General features: G+C 60.7%; 21 protein-coding genes. 8 read left to right on the top strand and 13 right to left on the bottom strand.

The genetic code is table 11. The annotated features are described in order from the left end of the window. Positions 1–56 precede the first annotated feature (56 nt). The 4 genes from AC1RL4_RS03750 to glyQ all read right to left on the bottom strand — a co-directional run bounded on the left by AC1RL4_RS03750 (position 57) and on the right by glyQ (position 4,466). A complete protein-coding gene (locus AC1RL4_RS03750; RefSeq protein ID WP_018927315.1) occupies positions 57–836 on the bottom strand; it encodes a lysophospholipid acyltransferase family protein in 780 nt (259 codons plus the stop codon). A gap of 81 nt (positions 837–917) precedes the next feature. Further along, positions 918–1,457: a D-glycero-beta-D-manno-heptose 1,7-bisphosphate 7-phosphatase gene (gene gmhB / locus AC1RL4_RS03745; protein ID WP_177324973.1), complete on the bottom strand. Its 540-nt coding sequence runs from the start codon at positions 1,455–1,457 to the stop codon at positions 918–920. Positions 1,458–1,461: 4 nt separating this feature from the next. Further along, a complete protein-coding gene (gene glyS / locus AC1RL4_RS03740; protein WP_230174643.1) occupies positions 1,462–3,516 on the bottom strand; it encodes a glycine--tRNA ligase subunit beta in 2,055 nt (684 codons plus the stop codon). Beyond that, entirely contained in the window at positions 3,513–4,466 is a 954-nt protein-coding gene (gene glyQ, locus AC1RL4_RS03735) for a glycine--tRNA ligase subunit alpha (protein ID WP_200667348.1), read from the bottom strand. Before glyQ ends, glyS begins: the two co-directional genes overlap by 4 nt. An 81-nt stretch (positions 4,467–4,547) precedes the next feature. Between glyQ and tag the strand changes: the two genes are divergently transcribed. Both tag and AC1RL4_RS03725 read left to right on the top strand, forming a co-directional pair. Continuing rightward, on the top strand, positions 4,548–5,105 hold the full coding sequence (tag, locus tag AC1RL4_RS03730) for a DNA-3-methyladenine glycosylase I (RefSeq protein ID WP_019580331.1): 558 nt from the start codon (positions 4,548–4,550) through the stop codon (positions 5,103–5,105). A gap of 40 nt (positions 5,106–5,145) precedes the next feature. Beyond that, a complete protein-coding gene (locus tag AC1RL4_RS03725; RefSeq protein ID WP_019580330.1) occupies positions 5,146–6,033 on the top strand; it encodes a lysophospholipid acyltransferase in 888 nt (295 codons plus the stop codon). Between the two features lie 60 nt (positions 6,034–6,093). On the opposite strand, the gene AC1RL4_RS03720 is transcribed toward AC1RL4_RS03725, so the two are convergent. From AC1RL4_RS03720 to def, 5 genes are all read right to left on the bottom strand, one after another. After that, the gene (locus tag AC1RL4_RS03720; protein WP_019580329.1) at positions 6,094–6,408 is read right to left on the bottom strand and encodes a tetratricopeptide repeat protein; all 315 of its coding nucleotides are present in this window, start codon (positions 6,406–6,408) and stop codon (positions 6,094–6,096) included. Positions 6,409–6,547: 139 nt separating this feature from the next. Next, a complete protein-coding gene (gene trkA, locus AC1RL4_RS03715) occupies positions 6,548–7,921 on the bottom strand; it encodes a Trk system potassium transporter TrkA (protein WP_018927309.1) in 1,374 nt (457 codons plus the stop codon). Between the two features lie 22 nt (positions 7,922–7,943). Further along, positions 7,944–9,254, bottom strand: coding sequence for a 16S rRNA (cytosine(967)-C(5))-methyltransferase RsmB (rsmB, locus tag AC1RL4_RS03710; protein WP_019580328.1), 1,311 nt, complete (start codon positions 9,252–9,254; stop codon positions 7,944–7,946). Then, positions 9,251–10,210 carry a methionyl-tRNA formyltransferase gene (gene fmt, locus AC1RL4_RS03705; protein WP_018927307.1) on the bottom strand — a complete coding sequence of 320 codons (960 nt, stop codon included), beginning with the start codon at positions 10,208–10,210 and terminating at the stop codon, positions 9,251–9,253. Before fmt ends, rsmB begins: the two co-directional genes overlap by 4 nt. 70 nt (positions 10,211–10,280) lie before the next feature. Then, complete coding sequence (gene def, locus AC1RL4_RS03700; RefSeq protein ID WP_007941507.1) at positions 10,281–10,787, bottom strand: peptide deformylase; 507 nt, start codon at positions 10,785–10,787, stop codon at positions 10,281–10,283. Between the two features lie 169 nt (positions 10,788–10,956). Between def and AC1RL4_RS03695 the strand changes: the two genes are divergently transcribed. From AC1RL4_RS03695 to tsaC, 3 genes are all read left to right on the top strand, one after another. After that, positions 10,957–11,982, top strand: a complete 1,026-nt coding sequence (locus AC1RL4_RS03695) for a LysM peptidoglycan-binding domain-containing protein (protein ID WP_019580326.1) — start codon at positions 10,957–10,959, stop codon at positions 11,980–11,982. A gap of 80 nt (positions 11,983–12,062) precedes the next feature. Next, entirely contained in the window at positions 12,063–13,169 is a 1,107-nt protein-coding gene (gene dprA / locus AC1RL4_RS03690) for a DNA-processing protein DprA (RefSeq protein WP_096481551.1), read from the top strand. Positions 13,170–13,224: 55 nt separating this feature from the next. Further along, the gene (tsaC, locus tag AC1RL4_RS03685) at positions 13,225–13,782 is read left to right on the top strand and encodes an L-threonylcarbamoyladenylate synthase type 1 TsaC (RefSeq protein WP_230174645.1); all 558 of its coding nucleotides are present in this window, start codon (positions 13,225–13,227) and stop codon (positions 13,780–13,782) included. 153 nt (positions 13,783–13,935) lie between these two features. Here the strand turns inward: tsaC and AC1RL4_RS03680 are convergent, their stop codons facing one another. Beyond that, positions 13,936–14,913 (bottom strand): NADPH:quinone reductase, encoded by a 978-nt coding sequence (locus tag AC1RL4_RS03680; protein WP_019580323.1) that lies wholly within the window; start codon positions 14,911–14,913, stop codon positions 13,936–13,938. Positions 14,914–15,087: 174 nt separating this feature from the next. Here AC1RL4_RS03680 and hemF point away from each other — a divergent pair, with 174 nt between their 5' ends. Continuing rightward, complete coding sequence (hemF, locus tag AC1RL4_RS03675) at positions 15,088–16,002, top strand: oxygen-dependent coproporphyrinogen oxidase (protein ID WP_018927302.1); 915 nt, start codon at positions 15,088–15,090, stop codon at positions 16,000–16,002. 13 nt (positions 16,003–16,015) lie between these two features. Continuing rightward, the gene (aroE, locus tag AC1RL4_RS03670; RefSeq protein ID WP_018927301.1) at positions 16,016–16,837 is read left to right on the top strand and encodes a shikimate dehydrogenase; all 822 of its coding nucleotides are present in this window, start codon (positions 16,016–16,018) and stop codon (positions 16,835–16,837) included. A 61-nt stretch (positions 16,838–16,898) separates the two neighbouring features. Here the strand turns inward: aroE and AC1RL4_RS03665 are convergent, their stop codons facing one another. From AC1RL4_RS03665 to betC, 3 genes are all read right to left on the bottom strand, one after another. Beyond that, a complete protein-coding gene (locus tag AC1RL4_RS03665; protein ID WP_019580322.1) occupies positions 16,899–18,467 on the bottom strand; it encodes a SulP family inorganic anion transporter in 1,569 nt (522 codons plus the stop codon). A gap of 202 nt (positions 18,468–18,669) precedes the next feature. After that, positions 18,670–19,602, bottom strand: a complete 933-nt coding sequence (choX, locus tag AC1RL4_RS03660; RefSeq protein ID WP_019580321.1) for a choline ABC transporter substrate-binding protein — start codon at positions 19,600–19,602, stop codon at positions 18,670–18,672. Positions 19,603–19,618: 16 nt separating this feature from the next. Then, on the bottom strand, positions 19,619–21,133 hold the full coding sequence (gene betC / locus AC1RL4_RS03655) for a choline-sulfatase (protein WP_019580320.1): 1,515 nt from the start codon (positions 21,131–21,133) through the stop codon (positions 19,619–19,621). Between the two features lie 114 nt (positions 21,134–21,247). On the opposite strand from betC, the gene AC1RL4_RS03650 reads away from it, so the two are divergent. After that, positions 21,248–22,198 (top strand): choline sulfate utilization transcriptional regulator, encoded by a 951-nt coding sequence (locus tag AC1RL4_RS03650; RefSeq protein WP_204124265.1) that lies wholly within the window; start codon positions 21,248–21,250, stop codon positions 22,196–22,198. Positions 22,199–22,202: the final 4 nt, after the last annotated feature.

The following is a 22,202-nucleotide window of genomic DNA, read 5'->3' as shown; positions in this document are numbered from 1 at the left end:
TAAAAACGAAATACAGCGATTTTCAACAAAACGGTACACAGGTTATCCACAGAATCTCAGACAGTCACTTGATCGGTTGCACTTGGTGCCGCCGGGGCTGCTGGCAGCGAACCCATTTCGCGCTGCATCTGTTCGTTCCAGGCCTGCACCCGGTCATTCAGGTCGGCGATGGCCCGTGGCCCGCTGCCCTCGGCGTACATTGGCGCGCCGATGATCACGGTAATCACGCCCTGCTTTTTGGCCCAACCGGTTTTTGGCCAGAACTTGCCGGCATTGTGTGCAATCGGCAGCACGGGCAATGACGCATTGACGGCCAACGCGGTGCCGCCTCGGGAGAACTTGCCGATGGTGCCGTAGGGAACGCGAGTCCCTTCTGGGAAAATCAGCACCCAGACATTGTCCTTGAGCAGTTCATCGCCCTTCTTTGCTACATGCTTGAGCGCAGCTTTCGGGTTGTCACGGTCGATGGCGATCGGCCGCAGCATGGCCATGGCCCAGCCGAAAAACGGCACGTAGAGCAATTCGCGCTTGAGCACCTGGCTTAACGGTTCGAAGTAGGCCGAGAGAAAGAACGTCTCCCAGGTGCTCTGGTGGTTCGACTGAATCACGCAGGGCTGTTCAGGCACATTCTCGGCGCCCTTCACTTCGTAGCGAATACCCAGAAAGACTTTGCTCAGCCACAAGGCGCAGCGGCACCAATACACGTTGATAAAGCGATAACGCGCCTTGAATGGCAGAAACGGCGCGATAAAAAAGCTCAGGGTGCACCAGAGCAACGAACTGGTGCCCAGCAGCAGGTAAAAGAGGAAAGTTCTGATGGCCTGCAGTATCGACATGGCGACATTTACCGTTGCGGGCACTGCCCGCCTATTCAAGCGCACTCCCGATCAGTCCTTGGCCAGGATGTCAGAAGAGCCTTAGTTGTGGATAAGTTCTGCGGCAATCGCCGCCAGATCGTCAAAAATCAAGGTGCCTGCCGGTAGGGTCTTGCCCTGAGTCTTTTCGCCTTTCCCGGTCTTTACCAAAACTGGCTGACAGTCGACGGCTTTGGCGGCCTCCAGGTCACCGAGAGTATCGCCGACGAACCATAGATTCGTCAGCGAAACGTTGTAATGCGCGGCGATGGTTTTCAACATCCCGGGTTTTGGCTTGCGGCAATCGCAGCCATCGTCTGGCCCGTGCGGGCAATAGACGATCAGCCCGACTTCGCCACCCTGCTCCGCCACCAACTCGCGCAAGCGCGCGTGCATGGCCTCCAGGGTGGCGATGTCGTAATAGCCGCGAGCGATGCCCGACTGGTTGGTGGCGACCGCCACCGTCCAGCCGGCCTTGCTCAACTGCGCGATCGCTTCGATCGAACCGGGGAGTGGAATCCACTCCTCCACCGACTTGATGTACGCGTCGGAGTCGTAATTGATCACCCCGTCCCGATCGAGAATCAGCAGTTTCAACAGCAGCTCCTCAGCCCAGCAATGAAATGTCGGCGACGCCGAGGAACAACCCACGCAGACGCGCCAGCAGCGCATAGCGGTTGGCTCGCACCTTGGCGTCTTCGGCGTTGACCATCACGGCTTCGAAGAACGCATCCACTGGCTCGCGCAATGCGGCCAGACGCGCCAGCGATTCGCTGTATTGACGGGCAGCGGCCATTGGCTGCACAGCCTGGTCCGCCTGCTGGATCGCCGAATACAGCGAGAACTCATTGGCGTTGTCGAAGTACTTGGCTTCAACGACCGTCGGCACGGAGCCTTCGACTTTGCTCAGCAGGTTCGACACGCGCTTGTTCACGGCGGCCAGGGCGGCGGCTTCCGGCAATTTGCGGAACGCTTCTACCGCTTGTACACGCTGGTCGAAGTCCAGGGCCGAACCCGGCTTCAGGGCACGTACCGACAGGTAGGTCGCGACGTCCACGCCTTCGTCTTCGTAACGAGCACGCAGACGGTCGAAGATGAACTCCAGCACCGCGTCATTAAGGCCGGCAGCCTTGACCTTGGCACCGAACGCATTCACGGCGAAGGCCACGGCGTCGTTCAGGTCGAGATCGAGCTTCTTGTCGATCAGGATCCGCAACACACCCAGCGCGGCACGGCGCAGGGCATACGGGTCTTTGCTACCAGTCGGCAGCATGCCGATACCGAAAATGCCCACCAGGGTGTCGAGCTTGTCGGCGATGGCCACGGCCGCACCGGTCAGGGTGGTCGGCAGTTCAGCGCCGGCACCGCGCGGCATGTACTGCTCGTTCAGCGCCAGGGCGACGTCTTCCGGCTCGCCGTCGTTGAGGGCGTAGTAGTAACCGGCGACACCTTGCATCTCCGGGAACTCACCGACCATCTCGGTCGCCAGGTCGCACTTGGACAGCAGGCCGGCACGCGCCGCCCAGGAAGCATTGCCGCCGATGCGAGCGGCGATGTAGGCCGCCAACTTCGACACGCGCTCGGCCTTGTCGTAGACGCTGCCGAGTTTTTCCTGGAACACCACGTTCTGCAGACGCAGATTGAATTCTTCGAGTTTTTGCTTCTTGTCTTGCTTGAAGAAGAACTCGGCGTCGGTCAGGCGTGGGCGAACCACTTTCTCGTTACCGGCGATGATCTGCTGCGCATCCTTGCTTTCGATGTTGGCCACGGTAATGAAACGTGGCAGCAACTTGCCGTCGGCATCCAGCAGGCAGAAGTACTTCTGGTTGTCCTGCATGGTGGTGATCAGCGCTTCTTGCGGCACGTCGAGGAAACGTTCTTCGAACGAGCACACCAGCGGCACCGGCCATTCAACCAGCGCGGTCACTTCGTCGAGCAAGGCTTGCGGAACGATCGCCGTACCTTCCTGCATTGTCGCCAGTTCATCGGTGCGCTTGCTGATCAGCTCGCGACGCTCGTTGGCGTCGGCCAGTACATAAGCCGCACGCAGATCGTTCAGGTAGTTGGCCGGCGAGGTGATGCGCACGCTTTCCGGATGGTGGAAGCGGTGACCACGGGAATCGCGGCCGGCCTTCTGGGCGAGGATGGTGCAGTCGATGACGTGGTCACCGAGCAGCATCACCAACCATTGGGTCGGACGAACGAATTCTTCCTTGCGGGCACCCCAGCGCATGCGCTTGGGGATTGGCAGGTCGTTCAGGGAATCTTCGACGATGGTCGGCATCAGGCTCGCGGTCGGCTTGCCGGCGATGCTTTGGCTGTAGCGCAGCTTCGGGCCGCTCTGATCGATTTCGCTCAGTTCTACACCGCACTTCTTGGCGAAGCCCAGGGCTGCTTGAGTCGGGTTGCCTTCGGCATCGAACGCAGCCTGACGTGGCGGGCCGTCGAGGTTGATGCTGCGATCAGGCTGCTGGGTCGCCAGCGCGGTAATCAGCACGGCCAGACGACGCGGCGCGGCGTAGACGGTTTTGCTCTCGTAGCTCAGGCCAGCGGCTTGCAGGCCTTTGTCGATACCGGCCAGGAATGCCTCGGCCAGGGTGTTCAGGGCTTTGGGTGGCAGTTCTTCGGTGCCCAGTTCAACCAGAAAATCTTGAGCACTCATTGTGCAGCCTCCAGCTTGGCCAGTACTTCATCACGCAGGTCCGGGGTCGCCATCGGGAAGCCGAGCTTGGCGCGAGCCAGCAGATAGGCTTGCGCGACGGAACGCGCCAGGGTGCGTACACGCAGAATGTATTGCTGGCGCGCGGTCACCGAGATCGCCCGGCGCGCATCCAGCAGGTTGAAGGTGTGGGAAGCCTTCAACACCATTTCATAGCTCGGCAACGGCAGCGGCTGTTCGAGTTCGATCAGGCGCTTGGCTTCGCTTTCATAGAAGTCGAACAGTTCGAACAGCTTCTCGACGTTGGCGTGTTCGAAGTTGTAGGTCGATTGCTCCACTTCGTTCTGGTGGAACACGTCGCCGTAGGTCACCTTGCCGAACGGACCGTCAGCCCAGACCAGGTCGTAGACCGAGTCCACGCCTTGCAGGTACATGGCCAGACGCTCCAGACCGTAAGTGATCTCGCCGGTCACCGGGTAGCACTCAATGCCGCCCGCTTGCTGGAAGTAAGTGAACTGCGTCACTTCCATGCCGTTGAGCCAGACTTCCCAGCCCAGACCCCAGGCGCCCAGCGTTGGCGACTCCCAGTTGTCTTCGACGAAACGGATGTCATGCACCAGCGGGTCCAGACCCACGTGCTTGAGGGAGCCCAGGTACAGTTCCTGGAAGTTGTCCGGGTTCGGCTTCAGCACTACCTGGAACTGATAGTAGTGCTGCAGACGGTTCGGGTTTTCACCGTAGCGGCCGTCAGTCGGGCGACGACTGGGCTGCACATAAGCGGCGTTCCAGGTTTCCGGGCCGATGGCGCGCAGGAACGTGGCAGTGTGGAAAGTGCCGGCGCCTACTTCCATATCGTAGGGCTGAAGTACCACACAACCTTGCTCGGCCCAGTATTGCTGGAGGGCGAGGATCAAGTCTTGGAAGGTACGCACGGCTGGCGTAGGCTGGCTCACGAAATTCACCTGTTTCTTGGGCTGCGATTTAAAGAGCGGGAGTATACCCGATTCGGTCCTGCGCACGCCCCCTGGAGCCTTATGCCACGCTGCTTTTGGTGTACCGAAGATCCGCTGTACATGGCTTATCACGATCAGGAGTGGGGCACGCCGCTACGCGATGCGCAGGGATTGTTCGAGTTGCTTTTGCTCGAAGGGTTCCAGGCCGGGCTTTCCTGGATCACTGTATTGCGCAAGCGAGAGCGTTATCGCGAGGTGCTGTTCGGCTTCGACGTGCAGCGCGTGGCGCAGATGAGCGATGCGGAAATCGATGAACTGATGCTCGATCCGGGGATCATCCGCAATCGTCTCAAACTCAACGCAGCCCGGCGCAATGCCCAGGCCTGGCTGGAGCTGGAAGACCCGGTGGCGTTTCTCTGGTCGTTCGTCGGCGGCACGCCGGTGATCAATCATTTCAAGGATCGCAGTGAAGTGCCGGCGGTGACACCGGCCGCCATCGAGATGAGCAAAGGCCTGAAAAAAGCCGGCTTCACGTTCGTCGGCCCGACCATTTGTTACGCGCTGATGCAGGCTTCAGGCATGGTCATGGACCACACCCTGGATTGCGATCGCTACGCCACCTTGGCGAACGGCGGTTAGAATAGCCGCCTCGCGCACAGCACAAGATCAGGAGTGACCTGTGGATAAGTTTAAAGGCGCCTTGCTGGTAGGCGCTCTGCGGCTGTTTGCCCTACTGCCATGGCGGGCAGTGCAGGCGGTGGGTTCGGCGATTGGCTGGATCATGTGGAAAACCCCCAACCGTTCCCGCGACGTGGTGCGGATCAACCTCGCCAAGTGCTTTCCGCAGATGGACCCGGCCGAGCGTGAGCGTCTGGTGGGTCAAAGCCTGAAAGACATCGGCAAGTCTCTGACTGAAAGCGCCTGCGCGTGGATCTGGCCGGCCCAGCGTTCCATTGAACTGGTGCGCGAAGTCGAAGGCCTCGACGTTTTGAAAGAGGCGTTGGCGTCCGGTAAAGGCGTGGTTGGCATCACCAGCCACTTGGGCAACTGGGAAGTGTTGAACCACTTCTATTGCAGCCAGTGCAAACCGATCATTTTCTACCGTCCGCCAAAACTGAAGGCGGTGGATGAGTTGCTGCGCAAGCAGCGGGTGCAATTGGGTAACCGGGTGGCGGCTTCCACCAAGGAAGGCATCCTCAGCGTGATCAAGGAAGTGCGCAAGGGGGGCGCGGTAGGCATTCCGGCTGACCCGGAACCGGCCGAATCCGCCGGGATCTTCGTGCCGTTCTTCGCCACTCAGGCCCTGACCAGCAAATTCGTGCCGAACATGCTCGCCGGTGGCAAAGCGGTCGGCGTGTTCCTGCATGCCCTGCGGCTGCCGGACGGTTCGGGTTACAAAGTGATTCTCGAAGCCGCGCCAGAGGCCATGTACAGCACCGATACCGAAACCTCCTGCGCGGCCATGAGCCAGGTAGTCGAGCGCTACGTGCGGGCTTATCCGAGCCAGTACATGTGGAGCATGAAGCGCTTCAAGAAGCGTCCACCGGGCGAAGCACGCTGGTATTGACGCTGCTGTGGATAACTCAGCAGGCTGCGTTCTATTGATCTTGGCCTGCGTTATCGCTGATCAGTGCGTCTGTCGCTCAAGCTTTTTCAGAAACACCGTCATCTCTTTCTCCGCCTGCTTGTCGCCATGAGCGCGGGCGGCTTCCAGGCCCTGTTCCCAGGCCTGCCGCGCCGCCGCGTAATCCGCCAGCGCCAAATGGGCCTTGCCCAAGAGCTTCCAGGCTGCCGAATACTTCGGATCGAACTCGACGCAGCGTTGGAAATGCTCTGCGGCCTTGGCGTTTTCCCCAAGATCCAGATAACCCTTGCCCAGGCCGAAGCGCAGCAATGAGTTATCCACACCCTTGGCGAGCATTTTTTCCAGGGATTCGATCATTGGGTGGCACCTCTGGTTTTTTGGGGGAGTTCGAAATCGCCTTCGCGGGCAAGCCTCGCTCCTACACGGTTCAGTCGTTCGCATAATAGCTGGACGGCTCAAACCTGGAGCGAGGCTTGCCCGCGAAGAGGTCTTCGGATCAGAAGAAGCTCAACCCCACATGGAACAGCTTCTCCACGTCCCGAATATGCTTCTTATCCACAAGGAACAGAATCACATGGTCGCCGGTTTCGATCACGGTGTCGTCGTGGGCGATGATCACTTCTTCGTCGCGGATGATCGCGCCGATGGTGGTGCCCGGTGGCAGGCCGATGTTTTCGATGGCCTTGCCTATCACCTTGCTCGACTTCGCATCGCCGTGGGCAATTGCCTCGATGGCTTCCGCCGCGCCCCTGCGCAGTGAGTGCACGCTGACAATGTCCCCGCGCCGGACGTGGGCCAGCAAAGTGCCGATGGTCGCCAGTTGCGGACTGATGGCGATGTCGATGTCGCCGCCCTGGATCAGGTCGACGTAGGCCGGGTTGTTGATGATCGTCATCACCTTCTTCGCGCCCAGGCGCTTGGCCAGCAGCGAAGACATGATGTTGGCTTCGTCGTCGTTGGTCAGGGCGAGGAAAATATCGGCGTCGGCGATGTTCTCTTCCAGCAACAGATCCCGGTCTGAAGCACTACCTTGCAACACCACGGTGCTGTCGAGGTTGTCCGAGAGGTAGCGGCAGCGGGCCGGGTTCATCTCGATGATCTTCACCTGGTAACGGCTTTCGATGGCCTCGGCCAGGCGTTCACCGATCTGCCCGCCACCGGCGATGACGATGCGTTTGTAGCTTTCATCGAGGCGGCGCATTTCGCTCATCACTGCGCGAATGTTCGCTTTGGCGGCGATGAAAAACACTTCGTCGTCAGCCTCGATCACCGTATCGCCCTGGGGCAGGATCGGCCGGTCACGACGGAAAATCGCCGCGACGCGGGTTTCGACATTCGGCATGTGTTCGCGTAACTGGCGCAATTGCTGGCCCACCAGCGGCCCGCCGTAGTACGCCTTGACCGCTACCAGCTGCGCTTTGCCTTCGGCGAAGTCGATCACCTGCAATGCGCCCGGATGCTGGATCAGGCGCTTGATGTAATTGGTGACTACCTGTTCCGGACTGATCAGCACGTCGACCGGAATCGCTTCATTGTCGAACAGTTCGGCACGGGTCAGGTACGCGGCTTCGCGGACCCGGGCGATCTTGGTGGGGGTGTGGAACAGGGTGTGGGCGACCTGGCAGGCGACCATGTTGGTTTCGTCACTGTTGGTCACGGCCACCAGCATGTCAGCGTCGTCGGCACCAGCCTGCCGCAGCACGGTCGGCAGCGAGCCGCGACCCTGCACGGTGCGGATGTCCAGCCGATCGCCGAGGTCGCGCAGGCGTTCGCCATCGGTGTCGACCACGGTGATGTCGTTGGCCTCGCTGGCCAAGTGTTCTGCCAGCGAACCGCCGACCTGCCCTGCGCCGAGGATGATGATCTTCATCCAGTCACTCCCTTAAACCCGGTTAACCGCGCGCGGCGGCAATTTTGATCAGCTTGGCGTAGTAGAACCCGTCGTGGCCGCCTTCCTGGGCCAGCAACTGGCGACCATGGGGCTGCTTGATGCCGGCCGCCGTGGCGAGGTCCAGTTCACGGGCGCCTGGCGTGCGGGCGAGGAACGCTTCGATGACTTCGGTGTTTTCGGTCGGCAGCGTGGAACAGGTGGCGTAAAGCAGAATGCCGCCCACCTCCAGAGTTATCCACATGGCGTCGAGCAGTTCGCCCTGAAGCACCGCCAGTGCGGCGATGTCGTCGGGTTGGCGGGTTAGTTTGATATCCGGGTGACGACGGATCACCCCGGTGGCCGAGCATGGCGCGTCGAGCAGGATGCGCTGGAACGGTTTGCCGTCCCACCAGGTGGCGGTATCGCGACCGTCGGCGGCAATCAATTCTGCGCTCAGGCCCAGGCGTGCGAGGTTTTCCCGCACCCGCACCAGACGCTTGGCTTCCAGATCCACAGCCACCACGCCGGCCAGTTTGGGCTCGGCCTCAAGGATGTGGCAGGTCTTGCCGCCCGGTGCGCAGCAGGCGTCCAGCACCCGTTGGCCCGGCGCGAGGTCCAGCAGATCGGCGGCCAATTGAGCGGCTTCGTCCTGCACGCTGATCCAGCCTTCAGCGAACCCAGGCAGGCTGCGTACGTCGGCGGCGGCGTCGAGAATGATGCCGTCGCGACTATAAATACAGGGCTTGGCGGCCACGCCAGCGTCACTCAGCAAGCCAAGGTAAGCGTCGCGAGTGTGATGACGACGGTTGACCCGCAGAATCATCGGCGGGTGTGCGTTGTTCGCTGCGCAAATGGCTTCCCATTGTTCAGGCCAGAAGGCCTTGAGGGATTTTTGCAGCCAGCGCGGGTGGGCGGTGCGCACCACCGGGTCGCGTTCCAGCTCGGCCAGCAGCGCTTCGCTTTCCCGTTGGGCGCGGCGCAGCACGGCGTTGAGCAAGGCTTTGGCCCACGGCTTTTTCAGTTTATCGGCACAACCGACGGTTTCGCCGATGGCGGCGTGAGCCGGGACGCGGGTATAGAGCAGCTGATAAAGCCCCACCAGCAACAGCGCCTCGACATCGGCATCAGCCGCCTTGAACGGCTTCTGCAGCAATTTGGCCGCCAGCGCCGACAAACGCGGCTGCCAGCGAGCCGTGCCGAAGGCCAAGTCCTGGGTGAAGCCGCGATCGCGGTCTTCAACCTTGTCCATTTGTGTCGGCAGAGAACTGTTGAGTGAGGCTTTTCCGTTAAGAACTGCAGCAAGTGCCTTGGCGGCGGCCAGACGTGGGTTCATTGAGCGTCTGCCGTTTGACCGAGGACGGTGCCGACGGCAAATTTCTCACGACGGCTGTTGAACAAGTCGCTGAAGTTCAGTGCCTTGCCGCCGGGTAATTGCAGACGGGTCAGGCACAGCGCCTGTTCACCGCAGGCGACGATCAAGCCGTCCTTGCTGGCGCTGAGGATTTTCCCCGGTGCGCCCTGCCCTTCGGCCAGGCTTGCGGCCAACACTTTCAGCGCTTCGCCGTTCAGCGTGCTGTGGCAGATCGGCCATGGATTGAAGGCGCGAACCAGACGCTCCAGCTCAACCGCCGGGCGGTTCCAGTCGATGCGCGCTTCGTCCTTGTTCAATTTGTGTGCATAGGTGGCGAGGCTGTCGTCCTGCACTTCGCCTTCCAGTGTGCCCGCAGCCAGGCCGGCAATCGCCTGGATCACGGCCGGTGGGCCCATTTCTGCGAGGCGATCGTGGAGGCTGCCGCCGGTGTCTTCGGCGCTGATCGGCGTGGTGACCTTGAGCAGCATCGGTCCGGTATCGAGGCCGGCTTCCATGCGCATCACGGTCACGCCGCTTTCGCTGTCGCCCGCTTCAACGGCACGCTGGATCGGCGCCGCACCGCGCCAGCGTGGCAGCAAGGAGGCGTGGCTGTTGATGCAACCCAGGCGTGGGATATCCAGCACCACTTGCGGCAGGATCAGGCCATAGGCGACCACCACCATCAAATCCGGTTTCAGCGCGGCCAGTTCCGCCTGAGCGTCTTCGTTGCGCAGGGTTGGCGGTTGCAACACCGGGATGTTGTGCTCCAGAGCCAATTGCTTGACCGGGCTTGGCATCAGCTTCTGTCCACGGCCCGCCGGACGGTCCGGTTGGGTGTAGACCGCAACGATCTCGTAAGGACTGCCCAGCAGGGCCTTGAGGTGTTCGGCGGCGAATTCCGGGGTGCCGGCAAAGACAATGCGCAGTGGCTCAGTCATGGAAGCTCTCAATTGCAAAGCATCTTGAAAAGAAAAAGGCTTGCCGCGGCAAGCCTTTGAAAGAAGGGCATCAAGCGTTCTGGCGGTGGAGCTTTTCCAGTTTCTTCTTGATCCGGTCGCGTTTGAGCGTGGACAGGTAATCGACGAACAACTTGCCGTTGAGGTGGTCGCATTCATGCTGGATGCACACGGCGAGCAAGCCTTCGGCGATCAGTTCGTAAGGCTGGCCGTCGCGGTCCAGGGCCTTGATCTTGACCTTTTGCGGGCGATCGACGTTTTCGTAGAAGCCTGGCACCGAGAGGCAGCCTTCCTGGTACTGGCCCATCTCGTCGGTCAGGGTTTCGAACTCGGGGTTGATGAACACCCGCGGTTCGCTGCGGTCTTCGGAGAGGTCCATCACGACGATACGTTTGTGCACGTTGACCTGGGTAGCGGCGAGGCCGATGCCTGGCGCTTCATACATTGTTTCAAACATGTCATCGACCAACTGACGCACTTCGTCGTCCACTACGGCCACTGGTTTGGCGATAGTGCGCAGGCGCGAATCGGGGAATTCGAGGATGTCTAAAATGGCCATAAGCTTAATTGCTGCACGTGTGAGGTAAAGTCGGGTCGATGGCCTGGCGAGTCCGAAGATGCAGGCTACCGTTGTGAACGTAGCTTCCGGTTTTTCAATAATGAGCCGGAGGCGAGCCACGAGGGCTCTGGCGTTTCACGCGAACGTACATAATAAAGGGATTCACCGCATGAGGAAATCACTACTCGCCTTGCTCCTTCTGGCCTCGGCCGGTTTTGCGCATGGGCAAGTGCAACTCAGGGAAGGTTTTCCACAGCAATACACCGTGGTGGCAGGGGACACACTCTGGGACATTTCTGGCAAATACCTGCGTGAGCCGTGGCAGTGGCCGCAGCTTTGGCAAGCCAATCCACAGATTGAAAACCCCAATCTCATCTATCCCGGCGATACGCTGTCGCTGGTCTACGTCAACGGTCAGCCACGCCTGACCCTCAACCGCGGCGCTTCCCGGGGCACCATCAAGCTGTCGCCACGAGTCCGCAGTTCACCGGTGGCCGACGCCATCCCGAGCATTCCGCTGAAGTCGATCAACAGTTTTCTGTTGAGCAATCGTATCGTCGACAAGGTCGAGGATTTCGACAAGGCGCCGTACATCGTTGCCGGCGACGCCGAACGGGTACTCAGCGGCACCGGCGATCGAATCTTCGCGCGTGGCCATTTCGACCCGGCGCAGTCGGTCTACGGCATCTTTCGTCAGGGCAAGGTCTACACCGATCCGCAGAGCAAGGAGTTTCTGGGGATCAACGCCGACGATATCGGTGGCGGCGAGATCATTGCCACTGAAGGGGATGTCGCCACCCTGGCCCTGCAACGCACCACTCAGGAGGTGCGACTCGGCGACCGGTTGTTCAGCGGCGAAGAGCGCTCGATCAATTCGACCTTCATGCCCAGTGCGCCAACCACCGACATCAATGGCCTGATCATCGATGTGCCGCGTGGGGTCACCCAGATTGGCGCGCTGGATGTCGTCACGCTGAACAAAGGGCAGCGCGATGGCCTGGCCGAGGGCAATGTGCTGGTGGTGATGAAAACCGGCGAAACCGTGCGCGACCGGATCACCGGTCAGCCCTTGAAAATCCCCGACGAACGGGCCGGCCTGCTGATGGTATTCCGCACCTACGACAAGCTCAGCTACGGGCTGGTGCTCAACGCATCGCGCTCCTTGGCGGTGATGGACAAGGTGCGAAATCCTTAAGCCTGCTCACAAGTTACCAACAGAGTTATCCACAGCTTATTCCCGATTCTACGGGACCTTATAACGATCAAGGATGATCCATGTCGCTGTCTGCCTGTACGTCCGTTTCCCCTGCGGAACTGGAAGCCCGTTTACGCCTGCACCTTTTGCCTGAACTCGGTCCGGCACGTTTCAAGAAGTTGCTGGAGGCTTTCGGTTCTGCCTCCAAAGCCATCAGCGCACCGGCCAGTGCCTGGCGCGCGTTGGGGCTGCCCCTTGCTTGCGCGGAGGCTCGGCGCTGCAGTGAAATTCGTGATGGCGCCAGCCACGCATTGGCCTGGCTAGAGCGTCCGGGCCAGCATTTACTGATGTGGGACCAACCTGACTACCCCGCGCTGCTGGCGCAAATCAGTGATGCGCCGCCGCTATTATTCGTCGCGGGCGATCCGGGCATTCTGGAAAAACCGCAGTTGGCGATGGTCGGCAGCCGTCGCGCATCGCGACCGGGCATGGATACCGCTAGTGCGTTTTCTCGCAGTCTGGCCAGCGCCGGTTTTGTCATCACCAGCGGTCTGGCCCTGGGCATCGATGCCGCCGCGCATCAGGCGGCTCTGGACGTTGGCGGGCAAACGGTAGGGGTGCTTGGCACGGGACTTGAAAATTTTTATCCACAGCGCAATCGACGACTGGCGGACGCCATGATTGCCTCGGGAAGCGCGGTACTTTCGGAGTTCCCGCTGGACGCCGGGCCTTCCCCGGGCAACTTCCCCCGGCGCAATCGAATCATCAGCGGTTTGTCCCTTGGTGTGCTGGTGGTCGAGGCGAGTATTGCCAGCGGTTCATTGATTACCGCGAGGCTGGCGGCGGAACAGGGGCGTGAGGTGTATGCGATTCCAGGTTCGATTCACCACCCTGGCGCAAAGGGTTGCCATCAGTTGATTCGCGACGGTGCGGTGCTGGTGGAAACCATCGAACACATCCTTGAGGCCTTGCGCGGCTGGCAACGGCTGCCGTTATCCACAGAAACGCCGCAAACGACGGTGACCCATCCACTGCTCATGTTGCTCCACGCGGCGCCTCATACCAGCGAAGCCCTGGCGGTCACCAGCGGCTGGGCCTTGTCGAAAGTGCTGGCGGCGCTGACGGAGCTGGAGATGGATGGCCGGGCGGTCTGTGAGAGCGGTCGATGGTTTGCGCGGGTAAACTAGGTTTTATAAGGAAGATCGGTAAACTGCGCAGAGCCTTATTCCGGAGAGTTTTTTCATGGTTAACAGTTGGCGTGTGCAACAAGCCGCACGAGAAATTCGCGCCGGGGCGGTCATTGCCTACCCAACGGAAGCCGTCTGGGGACTGGGTTGCGACCCGTGGAACGAAGAGGCGGTGGATCGTCTGCTGATGATCAAGGGCCGATCTGTGGATAAGGGCCTGATTCTGGTGGCCGACAATATTCGTCAGTTCGACTTCCTGTTCGAAGACTTCCCGGAGTTGTGGATGGACCGCATGGCCAGCACCTGGCCGGGCCCCAACACCTGGTTGGTGCCGCATCAGAATCTGTTGCCCCAGTGGATTACCGGTGTGCATGAAACGGTGGCGTTGCGGGTCAGCGACCACCCTCTGGTGCGGGACTTGTGTGCGGCGGTCGGCCCGCTGGTGTCGACCTCGGCGAACCCTCAGGGCCGACCGGCGGCACGGACGCGGATTCGCGTGGAGCAGTATTTCCGGGGGCAGGTTGATTATGTACTCGGTGGCAATCTGGGCGGGCGCAAGAATCCGAGTGTGATTCGCGATCTGGCGACGGGGCATGTGGTGCGCCCGGATTAATGTGGCGAGGGGGCTTGCCCCCGTTGGACTGCGCAGCAGCCCCCAACCCGATGATGCGGTCTGCCAGTTAGAACGCGTCGCTCATTGGGGGGCGCTTCGCACCCGAACGGGGCGGTGCGGCGTTCCGACAAGCCCCCTCGCCACAGTCTGGTGTCAGGGCAACAGAATCGTCGAACCAGTCGTACGCCGCGCCGACAACTCAGTCTGCGCCTTCGCTGCATCAGCCAGTGGATACCGCTGGCTGATGTCCACCTTCAGCTTGCCGCTGATGATCATCTCGAACAGTTCATCAGCCATGCGTTGCAGGTTTTCAGCATTGTTGGCGTAGGTCGCCAGCGTCGGCCGGGTCACGTACAGCGAACCCTTGGCCGCGAGAATCCCCAGATTCACCCCATCGACTGCACCTGAAGCATTACCGAAACTCACCACCAGCCCCCGCGGCGCAACGCTGTCGAGCGATGTCAGCCAGGTATCTTTGCCTACACCGTCGTACACCACCGGGACTTTTTTACCGTCAGTCAATTCCAGCACGCGTTGTGCGACGTTCTCATGGCTGTAATCGATGGTCGCCCAGGCACCATTGGCTTTTGCCAGGGCGGCTTTTTCCGCTGAACTGACCGTGCCGATCAGCTTCACCCCCAAGGCTTTGGCCCATTGGCAGGCAAGCGATCCGACGCCGCCGGCCGCGGCGTGAAACAGGATGGTTTCGCCACCCTTGAGCTCATATGTCTGACGCAGCAGGTATTGCACGGTCAGGCCTTTGAGCATCACGCCGGCGGCTTGTTCGAAGCTGATGGCGTCCGGCAGGTGCACCAGGTTGGCTTCCGGCAAGACATGCACGTCGCTGTAGGCGCCCAACGGGCCACTGCCATAAGCCACGCGATCGCCAACCTTGAAGCGGGTGACTTCGCTACCGACTGCGTCGACCACGCCCGCGCCTTCGGCGCCCAGGCCCGATGGCAGGGCTGGCGGTGCATAAAGGCCACTGCGGTAATAGGTGTCGATGAAGTTCAGGCCGATGGCCTTGTTGGTCACGCGTACTTGTTGCGGGCCGGGCTCGGCGGGTTGGTAATCCACGTATTCGAGCACTTCGGGGCCGCCATGGACGCGGAACTGGATACGCTTTGCCATCTGCTCTCTCCTTAGGTCTTTGGCTTCTAGAGTCGTAGCGCCAAGCGCCCTATCGAACTCCCAAGCTTGATCTTCGTCAACTGCGACGGCACAAGGTGCAGTGTTATCCTACGCAGCAATTTGCCGCCGGCCTGTTTGAGCGCCGCGTAGCTTTGCCCGATTCAAGGTGATGCCATGACTACCCGCACCGAGGCCGTAAAAGCCTACCTGCTCGACCTGCAAGACCGCATTTGCGCTGCCCTCGAAGCCGAAGACGGCGGCGCGCGTTTCGTCGAAGACGCCTGGACCCGGCCTGCCGGCGGCGGTGGTCGCACCCGGGTGATTGAGAACGGCGCAGTCATCGAAAAGGGCGGCGTCAACTATTCCCACGTGTTTGGCAGCGGTCTCCCACCGTCCGCCAGTGCTCATAGGCCGGAATTGGCCGGTCGAGGCTTCGAAGCCTTGGGCGTGTCGTTGGTGATTCACCCGCATAACCCCCATGTGCCGACGTCCCACGCCAATGTGCGCTTTTTCATCGCCGAAAAAGAAGGTGAAGAGCCGGTCTGGTGGTTCGGTGGTGGCTTTGACCTGACCCCTTATTACGGCAATGAAGAAGATTGCGTGCATTGGCACCGCGTCGCCGAACAGGCCTGCGCGCCGTTTGGCCCGGACGTTTACCCGCGCTACAAGGCTTGGTGCGACAGCTACTTCCACATCAAGCATCGCCATGAGCCACGGGGCATCGGCGGCCTGTTTTTCGATGACTTGAACGAGTGGGACTTCGATACCAGCTTCGCCTTCATGCGCGCCATCGGCGATGCGTTCATCGACGCGTACCTGCCGATCGTGCAACGTCGCAAGAATGATGCGTTCACCGCCAAACAGCGTGAGTTCCAGGAGTTTCGCCGTGGTCGTTACGTTGAATTCAACCTGGTCTATGACCGCGGCACGCTGTTCGGCCTGCAATCGGGCGGGCGTACCGAGTCGATTCTGATGTCGCTGCCGCCGCAAGTACGCTGGGCCTACGATTGGAAGGCCGAGCCGGGCAGCGAAGAAGCGCGCCTGACCGAATACTTCCTGCAAGACCGCGATTGGTTGGCCAAGGCCTGAACGAGGAATTCTGATGGACCGTTATGTCGTATTCGGTAACCCGATCGGCCACAGCAAGTCGCCGCTGATCCACCGTCTGTTCGCCGAGCAGACCGGGCAGAAACTGGACTACAGCACCTTGCTGGCACCTCTCGACGACTTTTCCGGCTGTGCGTTGGAATTTTTCCGCGAAGGCCGTGGGGCGAATGTGACAGTGCCGTTCAAGGAAGATGCCTATCGCCTGGCGAACAGCTTGACCCAGCGGGCGCAGCGGGCCGGCGCGGTGAATACCCTGAGCAAACTGGCCGATGGCAGTCTGCTGGGCGACAACACCGATGGCGCCGGGTTGGTACGGGACCTGACGGTCAACGCCGGATTCAGCCTCGCGGGCAAACGCATCCTGCTGCTGGGGGCCGGTGGCGCGGTGCGCGGCGCGCTGGAGCCGCTGCTGGCGGAGCAACCGGCGTCGGTGATCATTGCCAACCGCACCGTGGAAAAAGCCGAATTGCTGGCGCAATTGTTTGCCGATCTGGGGCCGGTGTCGGCCAGCGGTTTCGACTGGCTGCGCGAGCCGGTGGACCTGATCATCAACGCCACATCCGCCAGTTTGTCCGGCGATGTACCGCCGATTGCCGGCAGTTTGATCGAACCGGGCAAGACGGTTTGCTACGACATGATGTACGGCAAGGACCCAACCTCGTTCTGCCGTTGGGCCAGTGAACATGGGGCTGGTGTGTCGATGGATGGCTTGGGCATGTTGGCCGAGCAGGCGGCGGAAGCTTTCTATCTGTGGCGCGGTGTGCGCCCGGATACGGCGCCGGTGTTGGCCGAACTTCGCCGGCAACTGGCGCTGTAGTTCTGTGGCGAGGGAGCAAGCTCCCCCGCCACAGGTTATCTGTTTGTCATAACAGTGGCGTTTAGTCCTCAAACCGGATCGGGCATTTCTCCGGCCCTTCCAGCTTCCTCAATTCCTCCACCACTTGGGGCCGTGCCTGCCGCAGGGTCAGGCTGCGATCCTGACGCAGCAGCCGTCGTGCTTCCTGGTGCAGCATTTCCACGCCCGAGTAGTCGATGAAGTTGATCTGCTGCGCCTCGATCACCACCCGTGGGCCTTGCATCCGTTGCAGGCGCACTTGCAGGTAATGGCTGGCGCCGAAAAAGATCGAACCGCCGACCCTCAGAATGTCTTCGTCGCCATCACGCCAGTGCTGCACCCGTGGCTGTGAGGTGCGTTTGAGGTAGAAGAACAGTGACGCCAACACCCCGGCGTAGATCGCCGTCTGCAACTCGAGCAACAGGGTGGCGACACAGGTCAGCGCCATGACCAGGAATTCGGCATGGCTGACCCGCAACAACGCACGAATGCCGCGATGATCCACCAATCCCCAAGCGATCAAAAGGATGCTGCCAGCCATAGCCGGGATCGGGATATGCGCAATCAATGCCGCACCGAAGATCGCGAACAGCGCCACCCACAGCGCCGAAAAAACCCCGGCCAGCGGTGAACAGGCTCCGGCATCGTAGCTCAGGCCCGAGCGAGTGAAGGAACCGGCGGACAGCGAGCCGGAAAAAAACGCCCCAACCATGTTCGAGAAACCCTGGGCGCGAACTTCCTGATTGGCATCGAGCAACTGTTGCGAGCGGGCCGACAGGGAGCGGGCAATCGACAGGCTCGTCACCAGCCCGAGCATGCCGACCGCCACCGCACTGGGCAGCAGGCGCAATATCAGGTCCAGATCCAGCGGCAGCGGGCTGAAGGGCGGCAGCCGCCCGACAAACGCGCTGACCAGCTTCACATGACCGAACATCGCTGGCCACAGCCACACCAGCAATCCGCTCAGGGCCAGCGCGATCAACAGCGTCGGCCAGCGCGGCACCAGCAGTTTCAGCACGATGCCAACCGCGACCGTGGCCAGGCCCAGCAGCAGCGAGGGTTTGTCCACTTCGCCCAGATGATTGAGCAGCATCATCAAGCTGTTGAGCGCCGTGGCCTGGTTGGGCACATCCAGCCCCAGCAGGTTCGGCAGCTGCCCGATGGCAATCACCACCGCCGCGCCGAGGGTGAAGCCCAGCACCACCGAGTGAGAGACGAAATTCACCAGGGCGCCGAACCGCAGCAAACCCAGCAACCACTGGAAAATGCCCGCAAGGAAAGTCAGAAGCAGGATCAGCGTGACGTAGTCTTGCGATGCAGGGACGGCCAGAGGACTGACGCTGGCGTACAGGACGATGGAAATGGCCGCCGTAGGGCCGCAGATCAAATGCCACGACGAACCCCAGAGGCAGGCAATCAGCACCGGGATGATGGCGGCGTACAGGCCATATTCCGGTGGGAGGCCGGCGATCAGGGCGTAGGCAATCGATTGTGGCAACGCGAGAATCGCGCCGCTCAGGCCGACGATCAGGTCACGACCAACGCTGGCGCGGGTTTGCCGGGGCAACCAGGTCAGGAAGGGAAAGAGTGAATGGCGGCTGGGGAAGGCCATGGGTCCTCTCGGTACGGGGTAAATCGTCAGGGTAAAGCATTGGCTCGTAGTGGGCAGATCATTGTGGCGAGGGAGTTTGCTCCCGCTCGGCTGCGCAGCAGTCGCAAATCCGGACAACTCGGTGAGGCTGATAAACCGAGTTTGCCGAAATGGGAGTGCTACGCCCTCCAGCGGGAGCAAGCTCCCTCGCCACAGGGAAACCTTACAACTTGGCTTTGACCGCTGGCAGAGCATCCTTGCCATCCACGGTCTTCACGCCCTCCAGCCATTTATCCAGCACCACCGGGTTGGCCTTGATCCACGCCTTGGCCGCGTCGGCGTTGCTGACTTTTTTGTTCACCACCTCGGCCATGATGCTGTTCTCCATTTCCTGGGTAAAACTCAGGTTGGTGAGCAGTTTGCCGACGTTCGGGCAGGCCTGTGCATAACCTTTGCGGGTCAGTGTATAAACGCTACCGGTGTCACCGAAGTACTTCTCGCCGCCCTTCAGATAATGCATTTTCAACTGCACGTTCATCGGGTGTGGCGTCCAGCCGAGGAAGGTCACGAACTTCTGTTTCTTCACCGCGCGGGACACTTCGGCCAGCATTGCTTGCTCGCTGGACTCGATCAGTTTCCACTGACCCATGTCGTAGTCATTCTTCTTGATGATCTCTTGCAGCGAAATGTTCGCCGGGGCGCCTGAGCCGATGCCATAGATCTTCTTGTCGACTTCTTTTGGATGTAGCTCGGCGTACTTGTTCAAGTCGTTAAAGTTATGCACACCCGCGTCCCAGACGTAATCCGGGACCGCCAGGGTGAACTCGGTGCCGTCGAGGTTCTTCGCCAGTTGTGTGACATCGCCGTTGGCCACGAACTTGTCGTAGAAGCCTTGCTGCGCCGGCATCCAGTTGCCGAGGAAGACGTCCACCTGGCCATCCTTCAGACCGCCAAAGGTGATCGGCACCGCCAGCGTGTCGACCTTGGCCTTGTAGCCCATGCCGTCCAGCAGAAACCCGGTGATGGCGTTGGTGGCGGCGATGTCGCTCCAGCCGGGGTCGGCCATCTTCACCGTTTCGCAGCTTTGCTCGGCGTACGCCGAGGCGCTGCCCAGAGCCAGAAGCCCGACTGTCATTACTGTGGATAACTTTTGCATGGACGTCCCCTTAACATTATTGGTTTTGGCAGGGTTGTGGATAACGGGCTTTACGCTCCAGATCGTCGAGGTCGATGTGGTTGCGCATGTACTGCTGACTGGCGTCCACCAGCGGCTGGTGATCCCAGCTCTTCAGCTTGCCGATGGTCAGGGCGCCGGCGACGAAACGCCGGCGCCGCTGACTGGCGAGCACCTGTTGGTGGATCGCCGGGATATTCCATTTAGCCCGTGCTTCGGCGAGAAAATCCTCGAACAGCTGACGATATTGCGGCGAATGGCTGAGTTCTTCCTGTTCATGCGGGTCGTTGTGCACGTCGAAGAGCAGGCAAGGGTCGTCTTCGCTGTAGATGAATTTGTAGGCGCCGCGCCGAATCATCATCAACGGGCTGATGGTGCCTTCGGCCATGTATTCACCGAACACCTCGTCGTGACCGCCCTGCCCTTGCAGGTGTGAAACCAGCGAGCGGCCGTCCAGCGGCAGGCCTGGCTCCAATGAGCCGCCGGCCAGTTCCACAAAGGTCGGCAGCAGGTCGGCGGTGGATACTGCCGCGCTGACCCGTCCGGCGCCGAATTGCCCCGGCGCGCTGATCAGCAGCGGTACGCGGGCGGCCATTTCGTACCAGTGCATCTTGTACCAGAGACCACGCTCGCCGAGCATGTCGCCGTGGTCACCGGAGAACACGATGATGGTGTCATCGATCAGCCCGGTTTCCTCGAGTGTTTGCAGGAGCTTGCCGACGTTACTGTCGATATAGCTGCACGCACCAAAGTAGGCACGGCGCGCGTCGCGAATTTTATCCACAGGCAGCGGCTTGTCCCACAGGTCATAGACTTTGAGCAGGCGCTGGGAGTGAGGATCGAGTTCATCCTGTGCGGGTGTTTCCGGCAAAGGGATGTCGGCGTCGTCGTACAGATCCCAGAACGCCTTGGGAATCGTGTACGGGTCGTGTGGGTGCGTCATCGACACGGTCAGGCAGAACGGCTGATCGCCATCCTCGCGGATGTGATCGAACAGGTATTGCTGGGCCTTGAACACCACCTCTTCGTCGAAATCCAGCTGATTGGTGCGCACGCAGGGCCCGGCTTGCAGCACCGACGACATGTTGTGGTACCAGGTCGGCCGCACGTCCGGCTCGTCCCAGTTCACCGCCCAACCGTAGTCCGCCGGGTAGATGTCGCTGGTCAGCCGTTCTTCATAGCCGTGCAACTGGTCCGGGCCGCAGAAGTGCATCTTGCCCGACAGCGCGGTGCGGTAACCGAGGCGCCGCAGGTAGTGGGCATAGGTCGGAACGTCGGCGGGGAAATCGGCCGCATTGTCGTAGGCGCCGATCTTGCTCGGCAACTGACCGCTGACCAGGGTGAAACGTGACGGTGCACAGAGCGGGCTGTTGCAGTACGCGGCGTCGAACACCACACCTTCGGCGGCGAGGCGGCTCAGATTCGGCAGTTTGATGGGCGAAGGGCCGTAGAACGGCAACATTGGCGCGGCCATTTGATCGGCCATGATGAAAAGAATATTTTTGCGCTTCATGTGATCGCGGCATTCCATAGTGGATATTTATGCGAGAGTGCTGTGGTCGAGCATGCAACCCATGGAATTTGTGGTAAAGCCCATGCCAGGCAATGACTAGGATAAGCACAGCTTATGTATGACGCCCTCGGTGATTTGTCTCTGGACCTGCTGCGTGTCTTTGAGGCCGCGGCCCGCCAACGCAGCTTTACTGCTGCTGCAGTGGAGCTCGGCACCACGCAACCGGCCATCAGTCAGCAGATCAAACGATTGGAGGAGCAGCTCGCTACACGATTGTTTGACCGCATTTATCGCGGTATCGAACTGACCGAGGCTGGCGCGATTCTGTTTGAGCAAGTTCAGCTCGGTTTACAGAATATCGACGCCGGATTGAGCGCGATCAGTGCACAGCAGCAACACGAAGTGTTGCAGGTGGCCACCGACTTCGCCTTCGCCGCGTACTGGCTGATGCCACGGCTGCACCGCTTCCATACCGCCCATCCTCAAGTGGACGTCAGCCTGGTTACCAGTGAGCGCAGCCACAACATGCTGCGCACTGATATCGATGTGGCGGTGCTGTTCGGCGATGGCCGGTTCAAGCAAGGCGAGAGCCATTGGTTGTTCAGTGAAGAAGTGTTTCCGGTGTGCAGCCCGCTGCTCTTGAAGGATCGTCCCCTGCCCTTGCCGGCTCAGTCATTGCTGGAGTTTCCGCTGCTGCACCTGCGAGGCGAACACAGCAGCAACTGGTTCGACTGGAGCGGCGTGTTTCGCGAACTGGGGATCACGTCGGCGCCAGCGCCGGGGCAACTGCGCTTCGACAATTACACCTTGCTGATTCAAGCGGCGATTGGCGGCCAGGGCGTTGCGATCGGTTGGCGGCACCTTGTGGATAACTTGCTGGCGCAAGGTCTGTTGTGTCGACCTATTGCCGAGACGGTGATTTCGAGGCTGGGTTATTACGTGGTCCTGCCCCAGCGCAAACGGCGCGGGGCGTTGATTCAAACATTTGTGGATTGGTTGATGGCGGAACAGGCCAGCAGTGCGCAATCGCTTAATGGCCTTCCTTTGCCATCGATTGCGGTATGAGGGC

This window comes from Pseudomonas sp. GW822-FHT07A10, assembly GCF_058798795.1.
This window is presented reverse-complemented; position numbering and strand designations above follow the sequence as displayed.

Bases quoted from the DNA above. Each gene is read 5' to 3' on its own strand.
- betC (WP_019580320.1), bottom strand. From the start codon at position 21,133: ATGAAGCGCAAAAATATTCTTTTCATCATGGCCGATCAAATGGCCGCG.
- tag (WP_019580331.1), top strand. From the start codon at position 4,548: ATGCCACGCTGCTTTTGGTGTACCGAAGATCCGCTGTACATGGCTTAT.
- hemF (WP_018927302.1), top strand. From the start codon at position 15,088: ATGACTACCCGCACCGAGGCCGTAAAAGCCTACCTGCTCGACCTGCAA.
- fmt (WP_018927307.1), bottom strand. From the start codon at position 10,210: ATGACTGAGCCACTGCGCATTGTCTTTGCCGGCACCCCGGAATTCGCC.
- AC1RL4_RS03695 (WP_019580326.1), top strand. From the start codon at position 10,957: ATGAGGAAATCACTACTCGCCTTGCTCCTTCTGGCCTCGGCCGGTTTT.
- rsmB (WP_019580328.1), bottom strand. From the start codon at position 9,254: ATGAACCCACGTCTGGCCGCCGCCAAGGCACTTGCTGCAGTTCTTAAC.
- trkA (WP_018927309.1), bottom strand. From the start codon at position 7,921: ATGAAGATCATCATCCTCGGCGCAGGGCAGGTCGGCGGTTCGCTGGCA.
- def (WP_007941507.1), bottom strand. From the start codon at position 10,787: ATGGCCATTTTAGACATCCTCGAATTCCCCGATTCGCGCCTGCGCACT.
- AC1RL4_RS03720 (WP_019580329.1), bottom strand. From the start codon at position 6,408: ATGATCGAATCCCTGGAAAAAATGCTCGCCAAGGGTGTGGATAACTCA.
- aroE (WP_018927301.1), top strand. From the start codon at position 16,016: ATGGACCGTTATGTCGTATTCGGTAACCCGATCGGCCACAGCAAGTCG.
- AC1RL4_RS03650 (WP_204124265.1), top strand. From the start codon at position 21,248: ATGTATGACGCCCTCGGTGATTTGTCTCTGGACCTGCTGCGTGTCTTT.
- AC1RL4_RS03750 (WP_018927315.1), bottom strand. From the start codon at position 836: ATGTCGATACTGCAGGCCATCAGAACTTTCCTCTTTTACCTGCTGCTG.
- dprA (WP_096481551.1), top strand. From the start codon at position 12,063: ATGTCGCTGTCTGCCTGTACGTCCGTTTCCCCTGCGGAACTGGAAGCC.
- glyS (WP_230174643.1), bottom strand. From the start codon at position 3,516: ATGAGTGCTCAAGATTTTCTGGTTGAACTGGGCACCGAAGAACTGCCA.
- choX (WP_019580321.1), bottom strand. From the start codon at position 19,602: ATGCAAAAGTTATCCACAGTAATGACAGTCGGGCTTCTGGCTCTGGGC.
- AC1RL4_RS03680 (WP_019580323.1), bottom strand. From the start codon at position 14,913: ATGGCAAAGCGTATCCAGTTCCGCGTCCATGGCGGCCCCGAAGTGCTC.
- tsaC (WP_230174645.1), top strand. From the start codon at position 13,225: ATGGTTAACAGTTGGCGTGTGCAACAAGCCGCACGAGAAATTCGCGCC.
- AC1RL4_RS03665 (WP_019580322.1), bottom strand. From the start codon at position 18,467: ATGGCCTTCCCCAGCCGCCATTCACTCTTTCCCTTCCTGACCTGGTTG.